This is a genomic window from Pseudomonas sp. W2Aug9 (assembly GCF_023127755.1).
GTDB classification, from domain to species: domain Bacteria; phylum Pseudomonadota; class Gammaproteobacteria; order Pseudomonadales; family Pseudomonadaceae; genus Aquipseudomonas; species Aquipseudomonas synxantha_A.
Map to the genome: position 1 here is coordinate 494,545 of NZ_SPKL01000020.1, position 19,903 is coordinate 514,447.

At 60.9% G+C, this 19,903-nt stretch carries 10 protein-coding genes; 1 reads left to right on the forward strand and 9 read right to left on the reverse strand.

What is annotated here, in order from left to right:
- Positions 1-102: 102 nt before the first annotated feature.
- The 3 genes from E3O56_RS15905 to E3O56_RS15915 are packed head-to-tail and all read right to left on the reverse strand — an operon-like array spanning position 103 to position 10,490.
- Positions 103-459, reverse strand: a complete 357-nt coding sequence (locus E3O56_RS15905; protein ID WP_003187492.1) for a hypothetical protein — start codon at positions 457-459, stop codon at positions 103-105.
- Positions 456-8,738, reverse strand: a complete 8,283-nt coding sequence (locus tag E3O56_RS15910; protein WP_248128534.1) for a DUF637 domain-containing protein — start codon at positions 8,736-8,738, stop codon at positions 456-458. Before E3O56_RS15910 ends, E3O56_RS15905 begins: the two co-directional genes overlap by 4 nt.
- A gap of 30 nt (positions 8,739-8,768) precedes the next feature.
- On the reverse strand, positions 8,769-10,490 hold the full coding sequence (locus E3O56_RS15915) for a ShlB/FhaC/HecB family hemolysin secretion/activation protein (protein ID WP_005783598.1): 1,722 nt from the start codon (positions 10,488-10,490) through the stop codon (positions 8,769-8,771).
- Here E3O56_RS15915 and E3O56_RS15920 point away from each other — a divergent pair.
- Positions 10,489-10,677: a hypothetical protein gene (locus E3O56_RS15920; protein ID WP_248128535.1), complete on the forward strand. Its 189-nt coding sequence runs from the start codon at positions 10,489-10,491 to the stop codon at positions 10,675-10,677. The two genes, E3O56_RS15915 and E3O56_RS15920, sit on opposite strands and share 2 nt — an antisense overlap.
- 230 nt (positions 10,678-10,907) lie before the next feature.
- Here the strand turns inward: E3O56_RS15920 and pgaD are convergent, their stop codons facing one another.
- The 6 genes from pgaD to E3O56_RS15950 form a co-directional block, all read right to left on the reverse strand.
- On the reverse strand, positions 10,908-11,390 hold the full coding sequence (pgaD, locus tag E3O56_RS15925; RefSeq protein WP_248128536.1) for a poly-beta-1,6-N-acetyl-D-glucosamine biosynthesis protein PgaD: 483 nt from the start codon (positions 11,388-11,390) through the stop codon (positions 10,908-10,910).
- 2 nt (positions 11,391-11,392) lie between these two features.
- Positions 11,393-12,733 (reverse strand): poly-beta-1,6-N-acetyl-D-glucosamine synthase, encoded by a 1,341-nt coding sequence (gene pgaC, locus E3O56_RS15930; RefSeq protein WP_216090544.1) that lies wholly within the window; start codon positions 12,731-12,733, stop codon positions 11,393-11,395.
- Positions 12,734-12,735: 2 nt separating this feature from the next.
- On the reverse strand, positions 12,736-14,739 hold the full coding sequence (pgaB, locus tag E3O56_RS15935) for a poly-beta-1,6-N-acetyl-D-glucosamine N-deacetylase PgaB (protein ID WP_032878493.1): 2,004 nt from the start codon (positions 14,737-14,739) through the stop codon (positions 12,736-12,738).
- A 12-nt stretch (positions 14,740-14,751) separates the two neighbouring features.
- Entirely contained in the window at positions 14,752-17,232 is a 2,481-nt protein-coding gene (gene pgaA / locus E3O56_RS15940) for a poly-beta-1,6 N-acetyl-D-glucosamine export porin PgaA (RefSeq protein WP_248128537.1), read from the reverse strand.
- Between the two features lie 338 nt (positions 17,233-17,570).
- A complete protein-coding gene (locus tag E3O56_RS15945; protein ID WP_248128538.1) occupies positions 17,571-19,067 on the reverse strand; it encodes a YdgA family protein in 1,497 nt (498 codons plus the stop codon).
- A gap of 146 nt (positions 19,068-19,213) precedes the next feature.
- Complete coding sequence (locus E3O56_RS15950; protein WP_019819550.1) at positions 19,214-19,846, reverse strand: hypothetical protein; 633 nt, start codon at positions 19,844-19,846, stop codon at positions 19,214-19,216.
- Positions 19,847-19,903: the final 57 nt, after the last annotated feature.

A 19,903-nucleotide genomic window follows, 5' to 3' on the forward strand; every position in this document is an offset into this window, starting at 1 on the left:
ATAGGTTTACACCTGCTTCAGGACTAAACAGCCTTTAAACTCTAGTCTAGATAAATCTGCCCTCTTTTCTTGTCCCTTTTCTTCAGCCCCCTTTTCTTAAACTTATTCATCATCCCAAAACTGCCCCGGCGGCGCATAGTTGCCATCTTCCAAGATGCTGCACCATCCAAAAAGCCTATAAAACATTTCAAGATCCAATATTTGGTAGATATCAATATCAACTTTTTTTAACGACACCCGACCGTGTGCATAGTGAGAGTATTGCCCACCTACCCCACCTATCGCTCTTTTTTCAAGTTCTGCACGATCCCACTCCAGAACGGTTCCTGCAGCTTCTGGCAAAGGGTCCAAAAATTCAATTTCAAACTCCGTTGCAATTTTGCAAATGCAAGGAATCAGCCTTTGCTCGAGCAGGCTGTGGGTTAACAAATTCTCGGGAAACTTAATGCTTAATTTCATTTCAGAGCATCCTTTGGAACAACAACATAACCTGAAAAATTCTTTTCAAAAGTAGTCGCGGGGCTAAAATACTGCTTACCATGAGGATCACGAATTGCTACGACAGAAATGCCATTTCTGGTCGTAATGCCGTCGACCACAACAAAATGGGAAAATCCGGTACCCGCTGCTTTATCCACCACTTGGACAATAACAGGCGTTCCGTTTGCTGTGTATCTTGCCAAATCAGCAACGTTACGGCTTGCATAAACTGCCGTGTTGACGCCCTCAGACTTCATCAAATTCGCAACGTCCTGAGGGAAAATCCCGTCTTTTCCGGGTGGAAGCTTTTCAATCAGATTTCCTATGTCTACTTTATGTCCCATGGTATCCAAAACCATGCCACATGAGTTGTGACCACATGTAGGTACGGGCCCTTGATTCACAACTAAACGATCACCGCTTCGGGGTAGCGAATCACCAAGAAGTGGATTTTTAGGACCTGCTCCTGAAGGTAAGCTCTTTGCTAGCTCTTCTACCAAATCCGCAGACTCAGCAACCTTTCCTTCCAAATACAGCTTTTTAGCCTTACCTAAAACTTTTTGTGCCGCATCCCCGGCGCCCGGGATGAGTCCAATACTCGCCATGGCATAGTCAAACGGATCCTCAGCCTCATAGAAGCCCTTTGCATCGCCGTAAACCGGAATGAAGTCTGAACCAAATTCAGCGAGCTGCTCAGCCAGGCGCTTTGTCTGAGCAAGCGCAATCGGGCTATCTACTTGCTTAATGCTTCGAAGCTCCGCCTCAATGGAATACGCCGCAAGCTCTTTATTCTGCTCAACTTGCTTAGCCTGCTCTTTAGCCTCAGGGCCAAATCTCGCAACCACAAGGCTTCGAGCAGCCTCCGAAGCTTCTCGCCGTAAAGAACGACAGGTAGCACCTGCACCATTCGCACTGCAGGCTGTGGTTAGCGCCAAATCTCGACTTTTATCTAGAGCATCCAGAGCGTCAGCACGCCCACACGCAGCACTATCTCCTCCCTGGCATTTCTTCTTGGCAGCCCAGCGCTCTTGGTTTTCTTCATGGTTGAGGTAGTTGTACTGTGTCGAACTGCCCGCCACCCATGCTCCAGTTTGCAAACTCTCACCGTCAGCATCACTGTCCACCGACGCCGCAAGCACACCAATCAACTGCGAGCTCATCACCAGCAAGCTCTTTCTCTTATCCTCCGGCATGCTGGCGTACTGTTTGGCGAGGCTGTCTACCAGGGCTTCGTTCACACCTGCTGCCAACGCACCAGTACGGAAATCGCCGCCAGCAGCTTCAGCTGCCAGCCCGCCCATCAACGCATGCAGCCCAATCTTGGTGATACCGCCGTCGGCGAACCGATTCTTGGAGACATCACCAATCATGTTGAAGCCATAGGCAGCAAATGCATTGGCAAGGCTGCTTTGCAATGCATCCCCGAAGCTGGCTTCTCCTCCCAGCGCTTTAGTCAGGATGGCCGATGTGCCGTTTTGCAGAACCTGATTCGCAGTAAATTGACCAACACCTTGCCAGGTACTCAATGGGCTCGCAGATGTCACTGCTCCCGAGTTAGGCAGCGCAGTAGTAGTGCCTGTCTGCGTGCTGGTCCAGTCGTCATAGAACCCTGCGGTCAGCCCCGCGGTAACACCCGAGACAACATAGCCTCGCATCGCATCGCTGGAGGTTACGTCCTTGACCACTGCGCCTAAATTGCCACGGTTATTGATTGTGCTGATAGCACCATTGCTGGCCATGCCGGCAAGCACAACGCTGCCCGCAGCATTGGCCCAGCCTGCGGCAGATGTGGCTGTGGCAGCAGCCGTCGCCCCAGCCATCGAGGTACCCGTCCCAGCGGCGGCAATTGCGCCGCTTGCTGCCCCCATCGTGAAGTAGGTAACAATGATCGCTATGACAATTTGCGCGCCGGCGCCCAGGCCGGAATTACTGTATTTGAAGCTGTCGTGCAGCTCTTTGACCTCGCGCCAGTCAACATCGCCACGCTGCTCCATTTGCTTGATCCAGGCGAGGCTTGGGTCCGCCTGGACCATCGCGTCGATGGTCTGGCTTACCGTGTTCTGGTTAACCTGCCTTACATCAATCTTCAAGCCGTCCACGGCCTTGATCGCCAGCTCGCCCTGCGCCACCAACTCACTCTGACGCAATGTCTCGTCGGTATTCCCCTTACCCTTGGCGCTGGTCCACGCCAGGTCACCCTTGCTCTTCTCGTGGCTCTCCTGGTGCAGGTCTTTGACCGCCTCGAAGGTGACTGCGCCGCCACTGGTGATGGCCAGGTCGTTACCACTCTCAAGCTTGGCCCGCTGATACAACTGATCACCGCCACTAACCAGCGACAGATCACCACCAGTCTTGATCTCAGTCCCCACATTCGTGACGTGGGTCACCTCATCACGTTTGGTCTTCTTCGCGCCCCAGCCCCCCTTCTCCTTCATGTCGTAAAGGCTGTAGGTGCTGTTCTGCGCCGCCAACAAACTCAACTTATCCCCGCTATACAGATAAGCCTCATTCCCCGCGCTGATCCTGCTCGCCACAATCGTGGTATCACGCCCCGCCTGGCTGACAAAATCCCCACCCGCCGTCAGTACGCTCGCCACTTGAGTAGTCTGGTCGTCCGAGGTCTTGATGCGTTTTTTGCCGTCCTTTTCCTTGCCCTCGATGTTGTGCATGTCGCTGACCGAGGCGACGTTGAGGTCGCGGCCGGCGGCGATGTTGAGGTCTTTGCCGGCGGTGGCATTGCTGCCGATGATGTTGACGTCTTGCCCGGCCTGCATGTTGAGGTTGCCGCCCGCCGTGACGCTGGCGGCGAGGTTTTTGACGTCGGTGGTGATGCTGGATTTCTCGCCGCCGTCGCGGCTCTCGTGTTTGACGCTGGTGTCGCTGGCGGCGATGAAGTTGAGGTCGCGGCCGGCGGTTAAATTAGCGTCGTTGCCAGCGGTGAGTGCGCCGCGGTTGGTGAGGTCGCGTCCGGCGTCGATGGCGAGGTTTTCGCGGGCGACGATGGTGCCAGCGCTGGTGTCGGTGAGGGTGCGCATACCGGCGCCGTCACGCACCTGGATGGCGGTGGTTTCGTTGGTGATATCGCCTTTGAGCGCCGTGAGGCTGACTTGTTTGCCGCGGATTTCGCCGGCCATGGCGTTGCGGATGCTGTCCTGGGCCAGCAGGCTGAGATTGTTGCCGGCTTCGACCAGGCCGCCGGTATAAATGCTGCCGCTACTGATGGCGGAGAGGTTGTTGCTGGCGCGCAGGGTGCCGACGTTGATCAGGTCGCCGCCGGTGACCAGGTTGAGGTCGCGGCCCTGGATAAGGCTGTTGCCGCGCACGTTGCGCGAGTCGGCCTGGGCCAGGTACAGCACCGGTACGAGCACGGTCTGGCCGTCGATGACGCGGTTTTCCATCCACACGATGTCGTGGGTCAGGGCGCCGACTTGCTGGTCGGTGAGGGCCACGCCCAGGCTCAGGCGCAGCGCGTCTTTGCTGGCAAGGCCGTTGTCCATCAGGTAGCGGAACTGGTCGGCGTCGCTGTACAGGCCGCCGGCGAGGAAGCGTTGGCCGGTTTGCGCGAGGACGGCGTCGCGGATCAGGCGGGTTTCGTACTGGCCGTCACCGAGGCGGCGCCAGGCATTGTCGGAATTGAAACCGAGTTTGCCGAGCATGTAGTCGGAGCTGAAGAAGCCCGACGCCGAGGTGAATTCGGGGTTGGTCTCGATCAGGTAGTGGCTGGTGGGGTCGGCGTTTTTGACGAACAGGCCGTACTCGCCCTTGGGCAGTTGGAAGGTCGGCGAGCTGGTGGGGTCGACCGGCGCGAAGGCGGTGCCGGTGTAGTCCACGGGCACGAAGCCGCCGCCAGGGGCCACACCGACTACGGGCAATACGCTGCCGGGCGCCTGGGCGCTCGGGTCGTTGGCGTGTTTGCTCAGGTTGATGTTGATGCCGCCGACGGGGATGCCGGTCTGGTCGTCGCCGAGGGTGCCGGTCAACTGGGCCAGGGTGTTGTTGTGCAGCGTGCCGTTTTGCAGGGTGCGGGCGACGTTGAGGTTGACCGTGCCGCCGGCTTGCAGGGTGGCGTCGTAGCCGGGGCCGCTGTTGTTGGTCCAGGTGGTGACGTCACTTGCGTAGGCGAACGGCAGGCTATTGGGTGAGCGGCTTTTGAGTTCTTCGAAGCGCGCCTTATCGAAATTCCCGGCCGCCGTGGCCGCATTGAACGCGGGCACGTCGACATATTGCATGCGTTCAAACAAATCGTCGGAGACGTGACCTGGCGTGCCGATGACAAGCTTGCGCTGGCCCGTGCGCGTGGCGGCGCCCTGGTTGAGCAGGTCACCGGCAGTGATGCTCAGGTCGCCATTGGCGGCCATCAGGCTGTAGCGGTTCTGCACATTGTCGCCTTGCAGCAGCATGTTTTTGCCAGCCACCAGGCGCGCCGCTACCGAGTCCTTGGTTGCCGCCTCAAGGTACGTCTCGTAGATGGTGATCTCGCCACGTTCCCAGTTGTCGCTCTCGCCGCAGTGCTGGCCACAGATCCAACTCAAGCTGCCGGTGGTCAGTGTCTGCCCGAGTTCGAATTCGTCTTTGGCGTTTTCGATAAAGCCCGCGTTGATGCCGATCGAACCTTCGCTTTCCACGGTGCCGGAGCGGTTGCTGAACAGCACGGCACGCCCGCCATCGCGGGCGGCGAAACTCAGGTTGCCTTTGCTGTAGACATCGCCATAGCTGTTGCTGAAGCCATTGCTGCGCAAGGTCATGTCACCCCCGCTGAACAGCAGCGTGTCGGCGGCATTGGTAATGCCGTTGACTGCGGTGAGGCTCACTGCGCCCTGGGCACCGAGGGTGCCACGGTTGTTGATTTGCGCGGCGGCGATATCCAGCTGCTGACGGGCCGTGAGGAACCCGAGGTTGTCCAGGGTGCCGCCCAGGGTCAGGCGCGTATTGGTGGCCGCCAGGCGGCCGCCGTTCTGGCTGAGGTTGTTGGCGGCGACGGTGAGTGTTTGCAGGGCCGAGACGCGGCCGCTGTTGGTGATATCGCCGGTGGTGATGCTGATGTCACCGTCGCTGAGCAGTTCGCCGCCGTTGTCCAGGCTGGCCACGTTGAGGATCAAGCCCTTGGCGCTGGCCATGCGGTCACCGGCCTTGAGGGCCAGCCCCTGGTCGCTCTTGTAGGTGAGCACGTCGTTGAGTTGCACACGGCCCAGGCCATCGACGTTGCCGAAGGCCCAGTCGGCGCTGCCCATGCCCTGGATATTGCCCTGGCTGCCGGAGAGGCTGGCGGTGTTGAGGTGGAACAGGCCGGTGCCGGCGTGTTGCAGCATCCCGTTCTGGTTGTTGAAGCTGGCCGCGTCAAGGCTGAAGGCCTGGCTGCCGAATTCGAGGGTGCCGTTCTGGTTGTTCAACGCACCGCTGAGGTTGACGCGGCTGCTGGCGCCGCCCAGGGCACGCAGTTGGCCGTTGGCGCTGTTATCGAGGTTGCCGCCAGTGAGGGCCAGGCCCTGGTTGGCTTCGACCAAACCGCCCTGGTTGGTGAGGGTGTCGCGTGAGGTCAGGTTGATCTGATTGCCGCTGATCTGGCCCGCGCTGTTGTCGAGGGTGGCGCCGCTGACGGTCACTTGTTCTTTGCCGAACAGTTTGCCGCCACGGTTGGCCAGGGCTTCGACGGTGAGTTGCAGGTTGCCGACCAGGCTTGCCATCAGGCCGCCGCTGGCGTTGTCGACGTTGTTCGCGGTGACGGTCAGGCTGTCGCCCTGCACGGTGCCGCCCTGGTTATCCAGGCGGGTGGTGTTCAGTTCGGTGAGGGCGCCGCCGCTGAGGATCAGGCCCTTGCGGTTGCTCACATCCTGGCCGCTGTAGCTCAGGCCTTCGGCGCCGGCCAGCAGTTGGCCGTTGTCATTGTTCAGGTGCTGGGCGGCGATGTCCAGGCGCTTGCCGCGCAGAGTGCCGCCGTCGTTGTTGAGGGTGGTGAGTTGCTTGACCAGCACGCTGCGTTCACCCGCGTCGATCTGGCCACCGACGTTGGTGAGCAGGTCGCTGACCTTGAACACCACATCACCGCCATCGCTGACCAGCGCGCCTTTGTTGCTGTTGTTGAAGGTCTGCGCGGTGACGTCGACGGTCTGCCCCAGCAGGATGCCGGCGCTGTTGTCGAAGCGCTCGCCTTGCAATTGCAGCAGGCCCTCGCTCTGGATGCGGCCTTGGGCGTTGAGCAGCTGGCCCGGGCCTTTGAGCAGCAGGCTTACGCCCTGGGCGCCACCGGCGAGCAGGCCGGCGTTGCGGTTGTCGAGGCCGGAAGCGCGTACGTCGAGTTGGTCGCCCAACACGCGCCCGGCGCGGTTGTCGATATCGCCGCCAGCCAGGTCGAGCAGCAGTTGCTTGCCGACAATCGTGCCGCTCTGGTTATCCAGGTGGGCGGCGTGCAGTTCGATATCGCCCTGCCCGGCCTGCAAGCGGCCCTGGGCGTTGTTGAGCTGTTGCGCGGCGGTGAGGGTGAGCTTGCCGGTGTCGGCGCTCAGTACGCCGCCTGCGTTGCTGCTGAGGGTACCGGCAGTAACGTTCAGATCGGTGCTGGCCTGGGCGAAACCCTGGTTGTTGTTGAAGGTGTTGGAAACGGCGAGGTTGAGTGCGCCACCGTCGGCCTGGATCAAGCCCTTGAGGCTGTTGTCGAGGTTGCTGGCAGTGACGGTCGCGGTTTTGCCCACCAACACGCCGTTCTGGTTGTTCAGGGTGCCGGCGTTGACGGTCAGGTCGTTGGCGATAACTTGCCCGCCGCTGTTGTTCAATTCGGCACTGGTGAGCACCAGGCTGCCGCCGGCCATTTCTATACGGCCCTGGCGGTTGTCCAGCGATGCGCTGTTGAGCGTGGCGACCTGGCCTTCGCCGAAGCGGATCAAGCCGCCGAGGTTGACGATGGCCGGCGAGTTGATCGCCAGGCTCTGCTCGCCGAACAGGCGGGCGCTGGCGCCCTGGTTAGTGAGTTTGGCGCTGCTGACCTCGACGGTCTTGGCCTGGATGATCGCGCCCTGGTTGGTCAGCGCTTGCGCGGCGGTGATCGCCAGTGCACGGCTGGCCAGCAGGTTGCCGCTGGCGGTGACGGTTTGCGCGTTCACCACCAGATCGCCCGTGGTGTTACGGCTGTTATCGGCGGCGACGCCGGCTTCGATGATGCCGGGGTTGTTTACGCTGGCCGCGTTGATCTCGATGCGCTGGCCGGCGGCGATGCTCTTGCGGTTGACCAAAGCCTGGGCGCTGGTGACCTGCACGTTGCCGTTGGCGTAGATCTTATCGGTGAGGTCGACGTTTTGCGCGGTGACCTTAACGTTACCGGTGGCCGCCGCCTGCGCCATGCTCAGGCGCCCGTTGGCGTCGAGCTGAATATCGCCACCACTGGCGGCCACGGTGCCGTCGAGCTTCACGCCCACACCGGCCTCGGTGCCCACCAGTTTGATCGCGCCGGCATACATGCCGCCCAGGGCCGAGGAGTCGATCGCCAGCTCCGGCTTGGGGCTGCCGTCATCGGCGCGGGCGGTGGTTTTCAGGCTTTGCGCGTCGACGTCGTTGCGCCCGGCGATCAGGTTGAGTTCGCGGGCGTTGATTTGTGCGTTGATCTTGGCCGAGCGGGTGATGATGTCGAAGCGTTCGACGTTGCTGGCGTTCAAGCCCTGGCCGTCGATGGTCACGGCGCCGCCGTCCACTTCATAGCGCTGCAACTGGCCGCTTGCGTCGAGCACCGGTTTGCCGGTGGTGAGGGTGACGTTGGGGGTGTTGATAAAGCCGCAACCGCTGCACGTCACGCCGTACGGGTTGGCCACGATGACCTTGGCCGACTGCCCCGCCACTTCGGTGTAGCCGCGCAACTGGCTGGGGCTGCCGCCGTTGACTTCGTTGAGGATGACGTTCGCCGCGCCGCCCTTGAGGTTGGGGTTGCCGACAATGATCCCGCCCAGTTGGGTGTTGACCATGGCGCCGTTGCCATTGTTGAGGATCACGCCGTTGGGGCCGACGTTGTAGTCCTTGAACTGGTTATGGGACAAGCCCGCGCCATTGGGGGTGGCGATGTTCACCACCGGCACGCCATTGCCCGCCGCGCCCACGGTGGTGCCCGGCGCACTGACCACAATGCCCTCGGCCTGGGCCAGCAGCGGCTGCCAGAACAATGCGTTGGCAAGGATCAACGCCAGCCCGCGCTTGGGCAGGCCGAAGAACGCGTCCCGGCGCTTCAGGGCGGCAGAAGGTTGGCGGGCCAGGAAGGCGAATTGGCGAACATCCATTGTCAGGCTCTCATGCAGCGGGGCGTTGAATTACAGGAAAAAATCCATGCGGAAGTAGATCGGCGCTTCGCGCTCGGTGACTACACCGGGTCTTTCTAACGAATGAGCAAAGGTCACGCTGGTGCTCACGTGTTTGCCACGGGCGAACAGCTCCAGGGAGTTGCTGGACACCCGGCCATGAACGTTGTCGTTATAGCGGTCGTTGCGGATCACGCCCTGGTCGTAACCGACGCTGGCGCCGTATTCGAAGAAGGCCGGGCGCATCCAGTCGAGGGTCACCGGGCGTGCCCAGCGCACTTCGTTGCGCCAGTAGCCGCCGCTGTCGCCGGTCAGCAATTGGTCCTTGAAACCGCGCACCGAGGCCGAGCCGCCGAGGCTCATACGCTGCGGCGAAAACAGCGGGTCTTCACTGCGCTGCCCGGTGGCCAGGCTGCTGAAGCTGAACGACTCGCCCCACAGGCTGAACGGTTGCAGGTAGCTGACCGTGGCGGTGTATTTGCGGTAGCGCGAGTTCGGTTGGCGACGGCCCGCAGGGTCACGCTCGTCTTGGGCCTGGGCGTCGAGCAGGCCGATGCCGCTTTGCATGCCCAGGTCCAGGTTGACGAAGGCACTGCCAATGCGCCGCCCGTGGTTGACGCCCAGTTGCAGTTCGCTGAGGCGGTTGCTGCTGGGCGCGGTGCGCACGTCGAGGATGTAGTTGTTGGTGCGCAGGTGCGCCAGGCCGACGTTGACCGAGGTCTTGCTGACGTCATCGCGGTGGATCACACGCTCGGCGCGCAGTTGGTGGTTCTGGTTGTCGCCGTCCTGCTTGTATTTGAAGCCGTCGGCGATGCCGTAGGTGCGGTAGTCGCTCTCGCTGTAGGTGTAGCTGAAGTTCCACCAGCCCCATGGCACGTTGTAGTAGAGCATGGTGTTTTTCGAGGTTTTCTGGTGGTCGCTGATGGCGTCGTGGCCGCCGCGCAGCATCAGTTGGTCGCCCAGGCCGAGTGGGCTGTCCCACTCCAGGCCAGCGCCCCATTGCTGTTCGCCGGTGCTTTTCTGCCCGTCGTTGTTGCGCGACAGGCTGGCGCGCCAGGGCTTTTGCGCGGTGTTCTTGACCACCACATCGCTGCCGCCGATCTGCTTGCCGGGGGTGAGCTCCATCTGCGCTTGTTTGGACGGCAGGCGGTTGAGCTGGTCCACCAATTGCTCGATTTCACGCAGGTTCAGCGCTTCACCGACCTTGCCGGGAAAGGCCATGGCCAGTTCGCGGTCGGTCACTGTGCTGCCTTCGGCGCTGCGCAAGGCTTCGAGTTTGCCTTCCACCACCAGCACTTGCAGGTGGCCGGTGGAAAGGTCCTGTTGCGGCAGGTAGGCACGGCTGGTAACGCGGCCTTTGCCGAGGTAGTAGTCGGTGATGGTTTTGAGCAAATCGTTAAGCTGCGACACGCCCAGGCATTGGCCGATGTAGGGCTTGAGCAGGCGCTCGCGCTCGGGCGCCGGCAGGCTGTCGGCACCTTTGAGTTCGATGGTTTTGATCGGGAAGCACCGAGTGTCGGCAGGGCTTGCCGGGGCTTGGGGCTTTTCCGCTTTGCCGGGCAGGTCCTGGAGTTCCTGCAGACGCCGCTGCTGCTCTTCGAGCAGGCGATTCTGCCGGTCGCGGATCAAGTCCTGATCGCCAGGCGTGGGGGCGGCGGATGCACTGTTCAGGCTCAGGCAGGTGAGCAGGAACGTGCAGAGAAGAAACCGAGTCCGTGGCAATAACGAAGACATGTTCGATCCATCGAAAATCAAGGGCCGCGAAACTAACATCGAACTTCCAGCTAGCCTAGAAACGGGCGAAGTTGGGCCGCTCGCTGAAATAGTCTTCAAGCTATTGATTAATAAAGATAAATTTTCATCAAAAGGGCCAAGCCTTTTCACCGGAAGTGATTATTCCGACAAGTGGCAGCGATTTTGATGGCAATTCGACGAAGGGTTTTTTGATTGCCATTATTTAGCCATCAAGTTTCGTCGAGTTAGGTTAGTACCGAGGAAAGGAGAAAAGTTCGCGGGGGTTTTGTGAATTGGATCCCATTTATCGGAATTCCAAGGAGAGGGTTGGACCACTGCAATCTAAACGGTGGGAAATAACCAATGTGGGAGGGGGCTTGCTCCCTCCCACATTGGGTACTCGCAACATTGAGGATGTCAGCCAATGCCCTTGTCTTTGTCAGTGCCGGGTACCAGAGCCAGGCCAGGGCGTTCGACATCGCGGGAGACGTGGGACTTCACTTCTTCGACGCCGCCCTCTTCATCGTTGTGGATCACCAGTACGCCAGGGCGGCGCAGTTGTTCCAGGTCGCCATCGCCCAGGTTGAAGCTTTCACTCAGGTGCTTGTCGCTCAGGGCATTGGCCTCTGCGCGGCGCTGGGCAAACTGGCGGCCGCGGCGCTGTTGATAGCGCGCCCAGCCGATCAGGATCAACGCGTTGAACAAGGCGATCCACAGGTAGATCTGCAAGGTGTTGAGCGCGGCAAAGATCGGCGCCTCGATGCGTGGGCCGCCATGGGTTTCGAGCATGGCGCCGATGCCACGTGCCAGCAGCCAGACCAGCCCGCCCCAGGCCAGCAGGGTCAGCAACACATCGATGATCCACATCACAGGGCTTTGGCGAGTTCTGACCAGTTTCATAGTCACGCCTCCTCTTGGGCAGGTTTGATACCACGGTCCGGGCTGACCCAGCGTGCGCGTTTTTGATGCTGGTTGAACAACACCTTGGGAAAGCTGACTAGGGTGGTGAACAGGCTCACCAGCCAGAACACCATCGGGTACCACACGGTCCAGAACAGGGTTTTCCACAGGTCTTTTTCGTAGCGCCGGTCAATCAGGATGCTGACCGCAAACTGCAGCAGGCACACCATCGCCAGCACCAGGCCGGTAAACGCGGGTGGCACCAACGAGTCCACGGTAATCGCCGCCGGCAGCGTGACGAATTTACCCACGGCCCAGAAGATCACCGACAGCAGGAAGGTGAAGGCCCAACCGGTGGACAGGCAGTATTCGAACAGCAGCGGCCACAGGTAGCGATGGCGCCATTGCCAGATGCCGCGAATATTCTTGAACAGCACTTCGGCGCCACCCTGGGCCCAGCGCAGGCGCTGTTTCCACAGGCCGCCGACGGTCTCGGGCATGAGAATCCAGCACAGGGCACGCGGCTCGTAGAAGATCGACCAATGATCCAGTTGCAGCTTCCAACTGACATCGATGTCTTCGGTGATCATGTCGGTGCTCCAGTAGTCGATGCGGTCCAGCGCCTTCTTGCGAAACGCCACCACCACACCCGAGACCGTGAAGATCCGTCCGAACACCCGCTGGGTGCGCTTGATCAAGCCGATGATCGAGGAGAACTCACCGACCTGCACCCGCCCGATCAGGGTGGAACGGGTACGGATGCGCGGGTTGCCGGTGACGGCGCCCAGGCGCGGGTTGTCGAGCATCGGCGCGACCATGTAGGCCGCCGCGTTCTTGTCGAGCAACGCATCGCCATCGATGCACACCAGGTATTCGCTGCGGGCGGCCACCGCCCCCATGCGCAGGGCCACGGCCTTGCCCTGGTTCTGCGCCAGGTGCAGCACGCGCAGGCGTGGGTGTTGCAGTGCCAGGGCATCGAGTACCGCTGCGGTGTTGTCGCTGGAGCCGTCGTTGACCGCGATCACTTCGATGTTTGTGTACACCTGGGCCAACGCGGCCGCCATGGTGTCAGCGACGTTATCGCCTTCGTTGTAGCAAGGGATGATGATCGAAATCAGCGGGTTACCGGCCAGGGTCGGCGCCGGGGTGTCTTCCTCCCACGGCCAATGGCGCTCCCAGTGCAGCCAGAAGTACAGGCCGCCGGCGATCCACAGCGCCGACATGAACAGCGGGTAGAAGAACACGAAGTCCATCAGGAACTGCCCGGTGATCAGGAAGATCAGGCCCAGAGGCAAGCCCAATACCAGCGCCAACACGAATAGAGCCAGGATTCTGTCGAACATGATCAAGGATTCCATTGGTTGGAGAGGGCCGGACGTATCGTCTTCAAGTCCGGGGAGTTTTCCAGGAAGTTGTCCGGGTAGTAGCCGAAACTGGTGACGCCCTGGCGTTTGAGTACACCCATCCACTCTGCCAATTGCTCAGCGCTGATATCCGGCGCGGCTTGGGTGCGCCAGTCTTTGGCTTGCAGTTCGAAGACGGTCTTTTCAAGTGCGCCGGGGCGTGCCTTGACCGTGGCCACCAGCTTTTCCAGCCAGGCATTGGAGTCTTTCAGCGACTGGCCTTCCATCAGCGGCATGGCCATGGGCGCCGTCCAGTCGTAGGTCTTGAGGAAGTCATCGAGGTTCTGCGCAAACCAGGCTTCGCTGCCGGGGTTGAGCATCGGCTCGGCGAAGATATTGCGAGCGGTGAGGATCTGCGGGCCGCGAATGGCGCGCACCTTCACGGTCAGCTCGTTGGTGAAATCGGTCAGGTAGCGGCTCTTGAAGCGAGTCCAACGCTGCATCACCGCAGGGTCGGCACGCAACGCAGCGATATTGTCCGGCAAGCCCTGGGCAGCATAGGCCTTGAGTGCGGCGGGGCTGGCGTCTTCAAAGTCGCTTAGCAGCGCATCGTCGTGATACAGCACGCCGTCGATGGCACTGTTGCTGGTACGCGCCAGGTCTTCGTAGATCTCACCGATGAGCTGCCGCACTTTCGGATCAAAGGGCGACAGGCGCTTGTATTGATCCGGATCGGTAGCAACCTTGCCGGTCTGCGGGTCCCAGCGGGTCACGCGTGGCAGCTTGGCGTCGAGGGCAAAACTGAGCACCGGCATCCACGCAAACACGCTGGCGTGGGCACGGGTATGCAACTGCCAGGAAACGCGGTTGAACAGGTCGGCGCGCATCGGCAGGTGGCGGTTGGGGAAGTACACCGAATGCACCAGGCCATCACCCTTGGGGTCGGCGTAGGCTTGCAGAAACACCGTGACGGCGCCCATGTCCACCACGCGCTGCACCAGCACATCGAGGTTGTGCGCCTGTTGAACCGGGTCGGGGTCATAGACGTGATCCAGGTCCACATGCACGACGCGCAACGGAGCCTTGGCCTGAACCGAAACCATGCTGCTGGCGAAGTGTTCCCCATCCGGGTCGGAGGCCACCAAAAAGCGCGGGCTGTTCATCAGCTTGTTGGAATCATCCAACCCGTCGTCCAGCGTAAGCGCCATCTCATAGCCGTGTTCACCGACCACCGCCAGGGTGGTGCCATCGGCCGCGCCATACGGCCATACCCATACCCGTGGAGCCTTGCCAGTGACGGTACGAATTTTATTGGAAATGGCTGCTACGTCAGTACGCATCCGCGCCTGGAACTGCGCTTCGGTTTCATAGCGACCGGTCGCCGGGTCATAGCGGCGCGTGGTGGCCGCCGGTTCGAGGTTGCCCTGGGGATTGGCGAGTATGCCTTTGTGATTGGCGTCGGTATGGGCGGCGATTTCCACCAGGCCCGATCGGGACACTTCGCGAATCTGCTGCCAGGTCAGGAAGTCGCCCCGTGGGCGCGGTGTACCGGCGAAGTCCACCGGCTGGTTCAGCGGCGTGTCGATCCAACTGCCCACCGGCGCCAGCACGGCCGGCCAATTGTAGGCCCGCAAGATCGGCATCACGCGGGTGTAGAAGCTGGAATAGCCGTCATCGAAGCTGAGCATCACGGCCTTGGGCGGCAGTGTCGGCCCGCCCCGGCGCGCAGCAAGGACTTGATCCACGCTGACCGCCTGGTAACCGTTCTCGCGCAGCCAGGCCAATTGCTCGATCAAGCGCTCGGTACGCACCGCCACCACGGCCTGGTCAGGGTCGTTGTCCGAGACGTCGTGGTAGGCAATGCCCAGGAAATGGTTCTTCGGCCACGGCGCTTCGCTGGCCAGTGTCGGGCGCTCGGCAGGTGGAACGAATGGCGCGGGTTGCTGGGCGCATGCGGCGGCCAGCATTACACCCAGGACCAGAAAAAAACGGCTGAGGAGGGTCATGGTCGGGCTCTTCTAGAAACGGTAAGTGAGGTCCAGGAGCAGGCGCAAATCGCGTTCGCGCTCGCCGTCGTAAGGTCGGCTGACCAGGCTCAGGTTGGCGCCGGCTTCCAGCACGTCATTCCAGCGAAAGCGTTGGCCGTACCCGATCAAGCCGACGCCGCCGGTGGAGTAATCCTTTTGGCTATAGGTACCCGCACCGAGCTGGAACTGCTGACTCCACTGGGTTTCGTAGCGGTGATAAAGCACATGGTTGACGTTGACGGTGGGCAACACACTGAAGTCGGACTTGGGGTTGAAGTAGATCGTGTCTTCCTTGCTGTTGCGGCTGGCACCGACTTCCAGGCCCAGCTCTACTTGCACTTTGGGCGAGTTGTAGATGCCTTCGCGACCGGTGAGCAAGGCTTCGACGCGGTCGTTGCCATCGCTGAAATGCGACGGGCTGACGGCCAGTTTCCACTCCCGGCTTTCGTTGGCGCGCCAGCGGATAAAACCGCTGCCGCCGTTGGCCGTGACACCTTCATTCAACGCCCGCAACGGTGTGGTGTTAAGCAGGTAGCCAAGGCTGCCGCCGTATTGCCAGTGGTCGTTGATGTCGCGGGCGATCGACACGCTCGCGCCTTGTTTGGCGCCATCGCCATAGGAGTGGTTGGACACTTCGGCTTCGATGGTCATATCGCGGGTGCGCCGCTCCACGCCCACACGCTGCCAACGGTGATGGCCGGTACCTTCGGCGAAATCGGCAGTGCCATAACCGACACCGGCGAACAGGCGCCAGTCCTCGTCGATGGGTGGGGTGTAGATCACGCTTTCTATGCCCCAGTCACGGCTACCCGACACCGCGCCGGCCTCTTGGTTGTTGCCGCCACCGAAGCTTTTGCCGGTGTAGGCTTCCACCCGCACTTCGGCCATGTCGTGCACGTCGCGCAAGCGTTTGAGGCGCTGTACCTGGCGGTTGTCCGGGGCGCGGGCAACGACGTCATCGGTAAGCAGGTCCAGTTGCCGCCATTCCTGCAGGTCCAACGCGGTGAAGCCTTGGGACATTTCCACCCCGATGTCACGAGGGCTCTGGTTTTCGGTCTCCTTGAGGGAGTCTTCAGCGCGTCTGGGCCATTCACGGGCACGGTACATTTCTGCCTGTGCCAAACGTACACCGATGCTGCCGGGAGCTTTGCTCCCCAGGTCTTCCAGCGCTTGTTCGCTGGCATTCAGGTCGGCGCCATAGGTACCGGCCTGGGCCGCCAATTGCTGGGCGTCCATCCATTCGTCGTTAGGGTTGCCGATAGGCAAACCCTTGAGTTCAACCCGAGGTTTCTCGGTGCTGGCCAGCTGCGTGGCGACCGCACGCGCCTCATCCACCTGATCGTTTTCCAACAAGGCGTAGAACAGGGCGGTGCTGTCTTTGACATGATCACCGACGTCGGCATCCGCTGCAGTCAGCGCCTGGCGATACAGCGGCGCGGCTTTTTCCGGCAGGCGCTGGTCGAGGTAGGATGCGGCGACCCAGCGCACGGCGTAGGTCGGCAACTGCACGCCTTGGGCGGTGAGCACTTCGTATTCGCGAATCACCTCAGCGGTGCGTGCACGGGCCTTGAGTACCCCAAGCCGGTCGATACGCCAGCGCACGACGTCGTCGTGGGCAGTGGCGTCCGGAGCCCAGCGGCTGATCAGCTTGTCGTAATCCTGCAGGGCGCGATCGGCGATGACGTAGCGTTCTTTTTCGGTACGCGTAGCGAACTCGGCCATGCGCACACGCTCGGCGGCAAGGTCGCCTTCCAGGCGGCGCTGGGTGACCGCGTCCACCAGGCCCGGGCGCTTGGCCGACAGGCGCAGGGCGGCTTCGGGCAAGCGAGCCTTTTGCAGGGCGACGATGTATTCACGGGCCACTTCCGGTTTGTCGCCGGCACGGATAAAGGCTTGGTCGAACTCGAACAAGGCGTCGTAATTCAAGCCGGCGCGTGTCAGCGCATAACCCAGGGCCATGCGGCGGTTCGGGTCATTGGGTTGCGCCGCCACCATCGTGCGCAAGCGTTGCACCGCTTCGTTGGCCTTGCCGCCATCGGCCTGGGTCAGGGCCTGGCCCAGTTGCAAGTCGACGTTATTCGGTTCACGCAGCAGAGCCTGGCGATAGACCGCTTCGGCCTGAGCCCATTGTTTTTGATTGCGATAGGTGCGCGCCACCGTGGCAAGTGCCTGGGTGGTGAGGTTGCGGTGCTTGCCTTGTGCTTCGTACACCTTGAGCACTTCGTCGTCTTGCCCGGCCCAACCGGCAATCACCAGGTGGTCACTGACCTGGCCTGGGGTTTGGCGTTCGGCAGACAGTTGGCGCAGTTGCGTCAACGCCGGCGTGAAGTGACCGTTGCGGGCCTGGATGATCAGGGCATCGTAGGCGGGATCGGCAAATGCGAGGCCAGGAACCAGCAATTGGCTGCACAGGGCGGCCCCGATAAGCAGACGCAACCGGCCTGAAGCACTGTAGGGGAGGTTTCGCAGCATATCGTGAGCTTCCTTACACACGGAAAGCCCTAACGATAGATGGTCCTGAGCGAAACGCATCAGGGTGTCGGCGTCTCGGGACCCGACCTAGCTTTCCTGTAAGAACTATCTCTTAGCGAAGTAGGGGGAAGTACAATTCAGAACAATTGTTCAGAATTGTGCGATCGCGATTTTTTGCCCTCACACAAAACGAATGTGGGAGCCGGGTTTGTGTGGGAGCCGGGCTTGCCCGCGATGCAGGCACCGCGGTCGTTCAGCCAGACCGGGGCGATGCTATCGCAGGCAAGCCAGCTCCCACACAAGCCTGCTCCCACATTTTTTTACCGCATTTTCAGCGCTTACTGGGCGCCGCTCACCGCACCGACTTTCGACATCACAAAGCCAATGAACTGCTCAACGGTCATCTTCTGGCCGTTGAAGGTCACTTCGTTGTTGGCGTAGTGCAGCTTGGAAACCACATCGGTGCCCACCAGGGTTGCCAGTTGCGTGCCGACTGCCATGCCGCTGACCATCTCGGCCGCCATCTGCGATTGCTGCTCGATGGCTTTGGGGTCAGTCACACCACCGACCTGGGCTTGCAGGGCGGCTACGTCGCTGATCATTGGCTTGGACAGGGTCAGGTTGGCATCCAGCAGCGCAATCATCTGCTTGCCCAGTTCAACCGGCGGCAGCTCCATGGACGTCGGCTTGGCCAGGTCCACAACCAGGTTGAACTTGCTTTCGCCGTGGGTGGTTTTAAGCGACAGGTTTTCCACCGCCAGTTGCGGCTTGGCAGCCAGTACCTGGTTGACGTTGGCTTCGGCCAGGGCCTGCTCGGCTTCGGTCAATTGCAGTTCCGGCACCGGTTGGCCGGCAGCAGCCGCGGCTTGCACCGGTTGCATCTTGTCCTGGTAGAGCTTGGTCAGCACCAGCATCGCCGGGATATCGACGTTCTTCATGCTCACGGCCATGGCGGCCGAGCCGACCGGTTTGCCCTGATAACCGATCTCGTCGATCTTGTAGTCGACGCGGCCGGCCAGGTTGTTGTCCTTGGCTTGGGTGGAGTCTTTCTGCTCGAAGCCCTTGAGGGTCAGCACGGCTTTCTGCGGGCCGAAGGTGACCTTGGTATCGGTCAGTTCCACGGTGTTCTGGCCGGTGTAGAAGCCAAAGGTGGATTTCTCCAGGTTGCTGGCAACAGTCAGGCCAGCCAGTTCCGCTTCGAACGGTGCGCCATTGGCATCGATCGCCGCGACCTTGAGGCTGTTCATGAAGCCATCAGCCTTGACCTTCTGGCCTTCGGCGCTGCTGTCGAATTCCAGGTTGGCGCCGGAGAAGCTCACCGAGGAGGTGTCGTCCTTGAACTCCAGCGGCAGCAATTCGATGTTGCCGCTGACCGAACGGCTGTAGCCGATGTTCGCCACGCCTTTGAGCGGCGACACGTCTTTGCTGGCGGCGAACCATTTTTCAGTGGTGGGGTTCTTTTCCAGTTCGTAGTGACTGGTGGCCATGACCGGCAACCACTTGAGGGTCACCAGGCGCGAGAACGGCAGCGGGCCGTGCTCGATATGGTCGACGAACAGCAATTCGGGGTTCGGGTTGTCTTCGCCGAACACGCTGCCCTGGCCCTTGAGGCGATAGTGCGCCGTGCTGCTGAACACGCCACGGTCCAGAGACACCAGCTCCAGAGCCACGGTGCCGTCGACGCCGGCCATAGAGGTCTGCAACTCTTTGTTGGCGTTCTGGATCGCGGTTTGCAGGACCGGCTCCAGTTGTTTACCGGTGTACCAGGCGCCGCCCGCACTGACGGCGCCGATGGCGACAACAAAACCCAAGAAAACAACTGCTGGCTTATTCATGAAGTGACCTGATCAAATCCTGTGAGAAGTGGGCTGTCTTCCTTGAACCCCGAAGGGGTTGGCTCAAGCCCGCCGAAAACGGGGGAAGATTAGCACTGGCGAGCGCAAACGGCCCAGCCTTTCAGAGGGATCAGTTCAGCAGGAGTTCAGGAGTACTCCTGTTCGACTTCATCCAACTGGTGATCAAAACTCTTCAAGCGAGCGGTCCAGGTGTACACCAGCACCTCGAACTCTCGGTGGATCACGGCATTGCCGGGGGTGTCGGCCTTGGGGTCGCAAAAATCCAACTGGTAGCGCTCGCGGGCCATTTGCGTGGCCACGTCGGACAATTCCCGCGCGTTATCGAGCCAGTGCCTACCGTCTGCGACCTGTCGATCCAGCAGCACGCATTGTTTTTTCAGGACTTCGAGGCTTTTTTCCAGCGGCGTGCCGGTGAGGTCGCCCATGACCTCCTGGAAGGTGCGCCCGGGCTGCCAGTAGCTGCCCCAGAAATAGCGGTCGAATACGGTTTCGACGCGGCGCAGGGCAACCTTGGTGTCCCAGATCGCGACGCGGGTCTTGCCTTGCTCGAGGAGCTTTTTCTTCACTCGCTGGTTTTGATAAGACGCCCAGGCCACCACGCCGATGGACAAGGTGCCGATCACCAGGCAGGCGCTGTCCAGGAACACCATGGCCTTGTCGAGTTGATGGGCGAGCATGACACCGTAGAAATACGCGGCCGATAACAATACCAGTGCGAAGAGCACGCACCAGAAAGCGGGAGCATAAGGGTTTTTCATTATTGGAATCCCCATGAGCAAACGCGAGCTTTGTCGGGTGAGACGTCACGGCGCCTC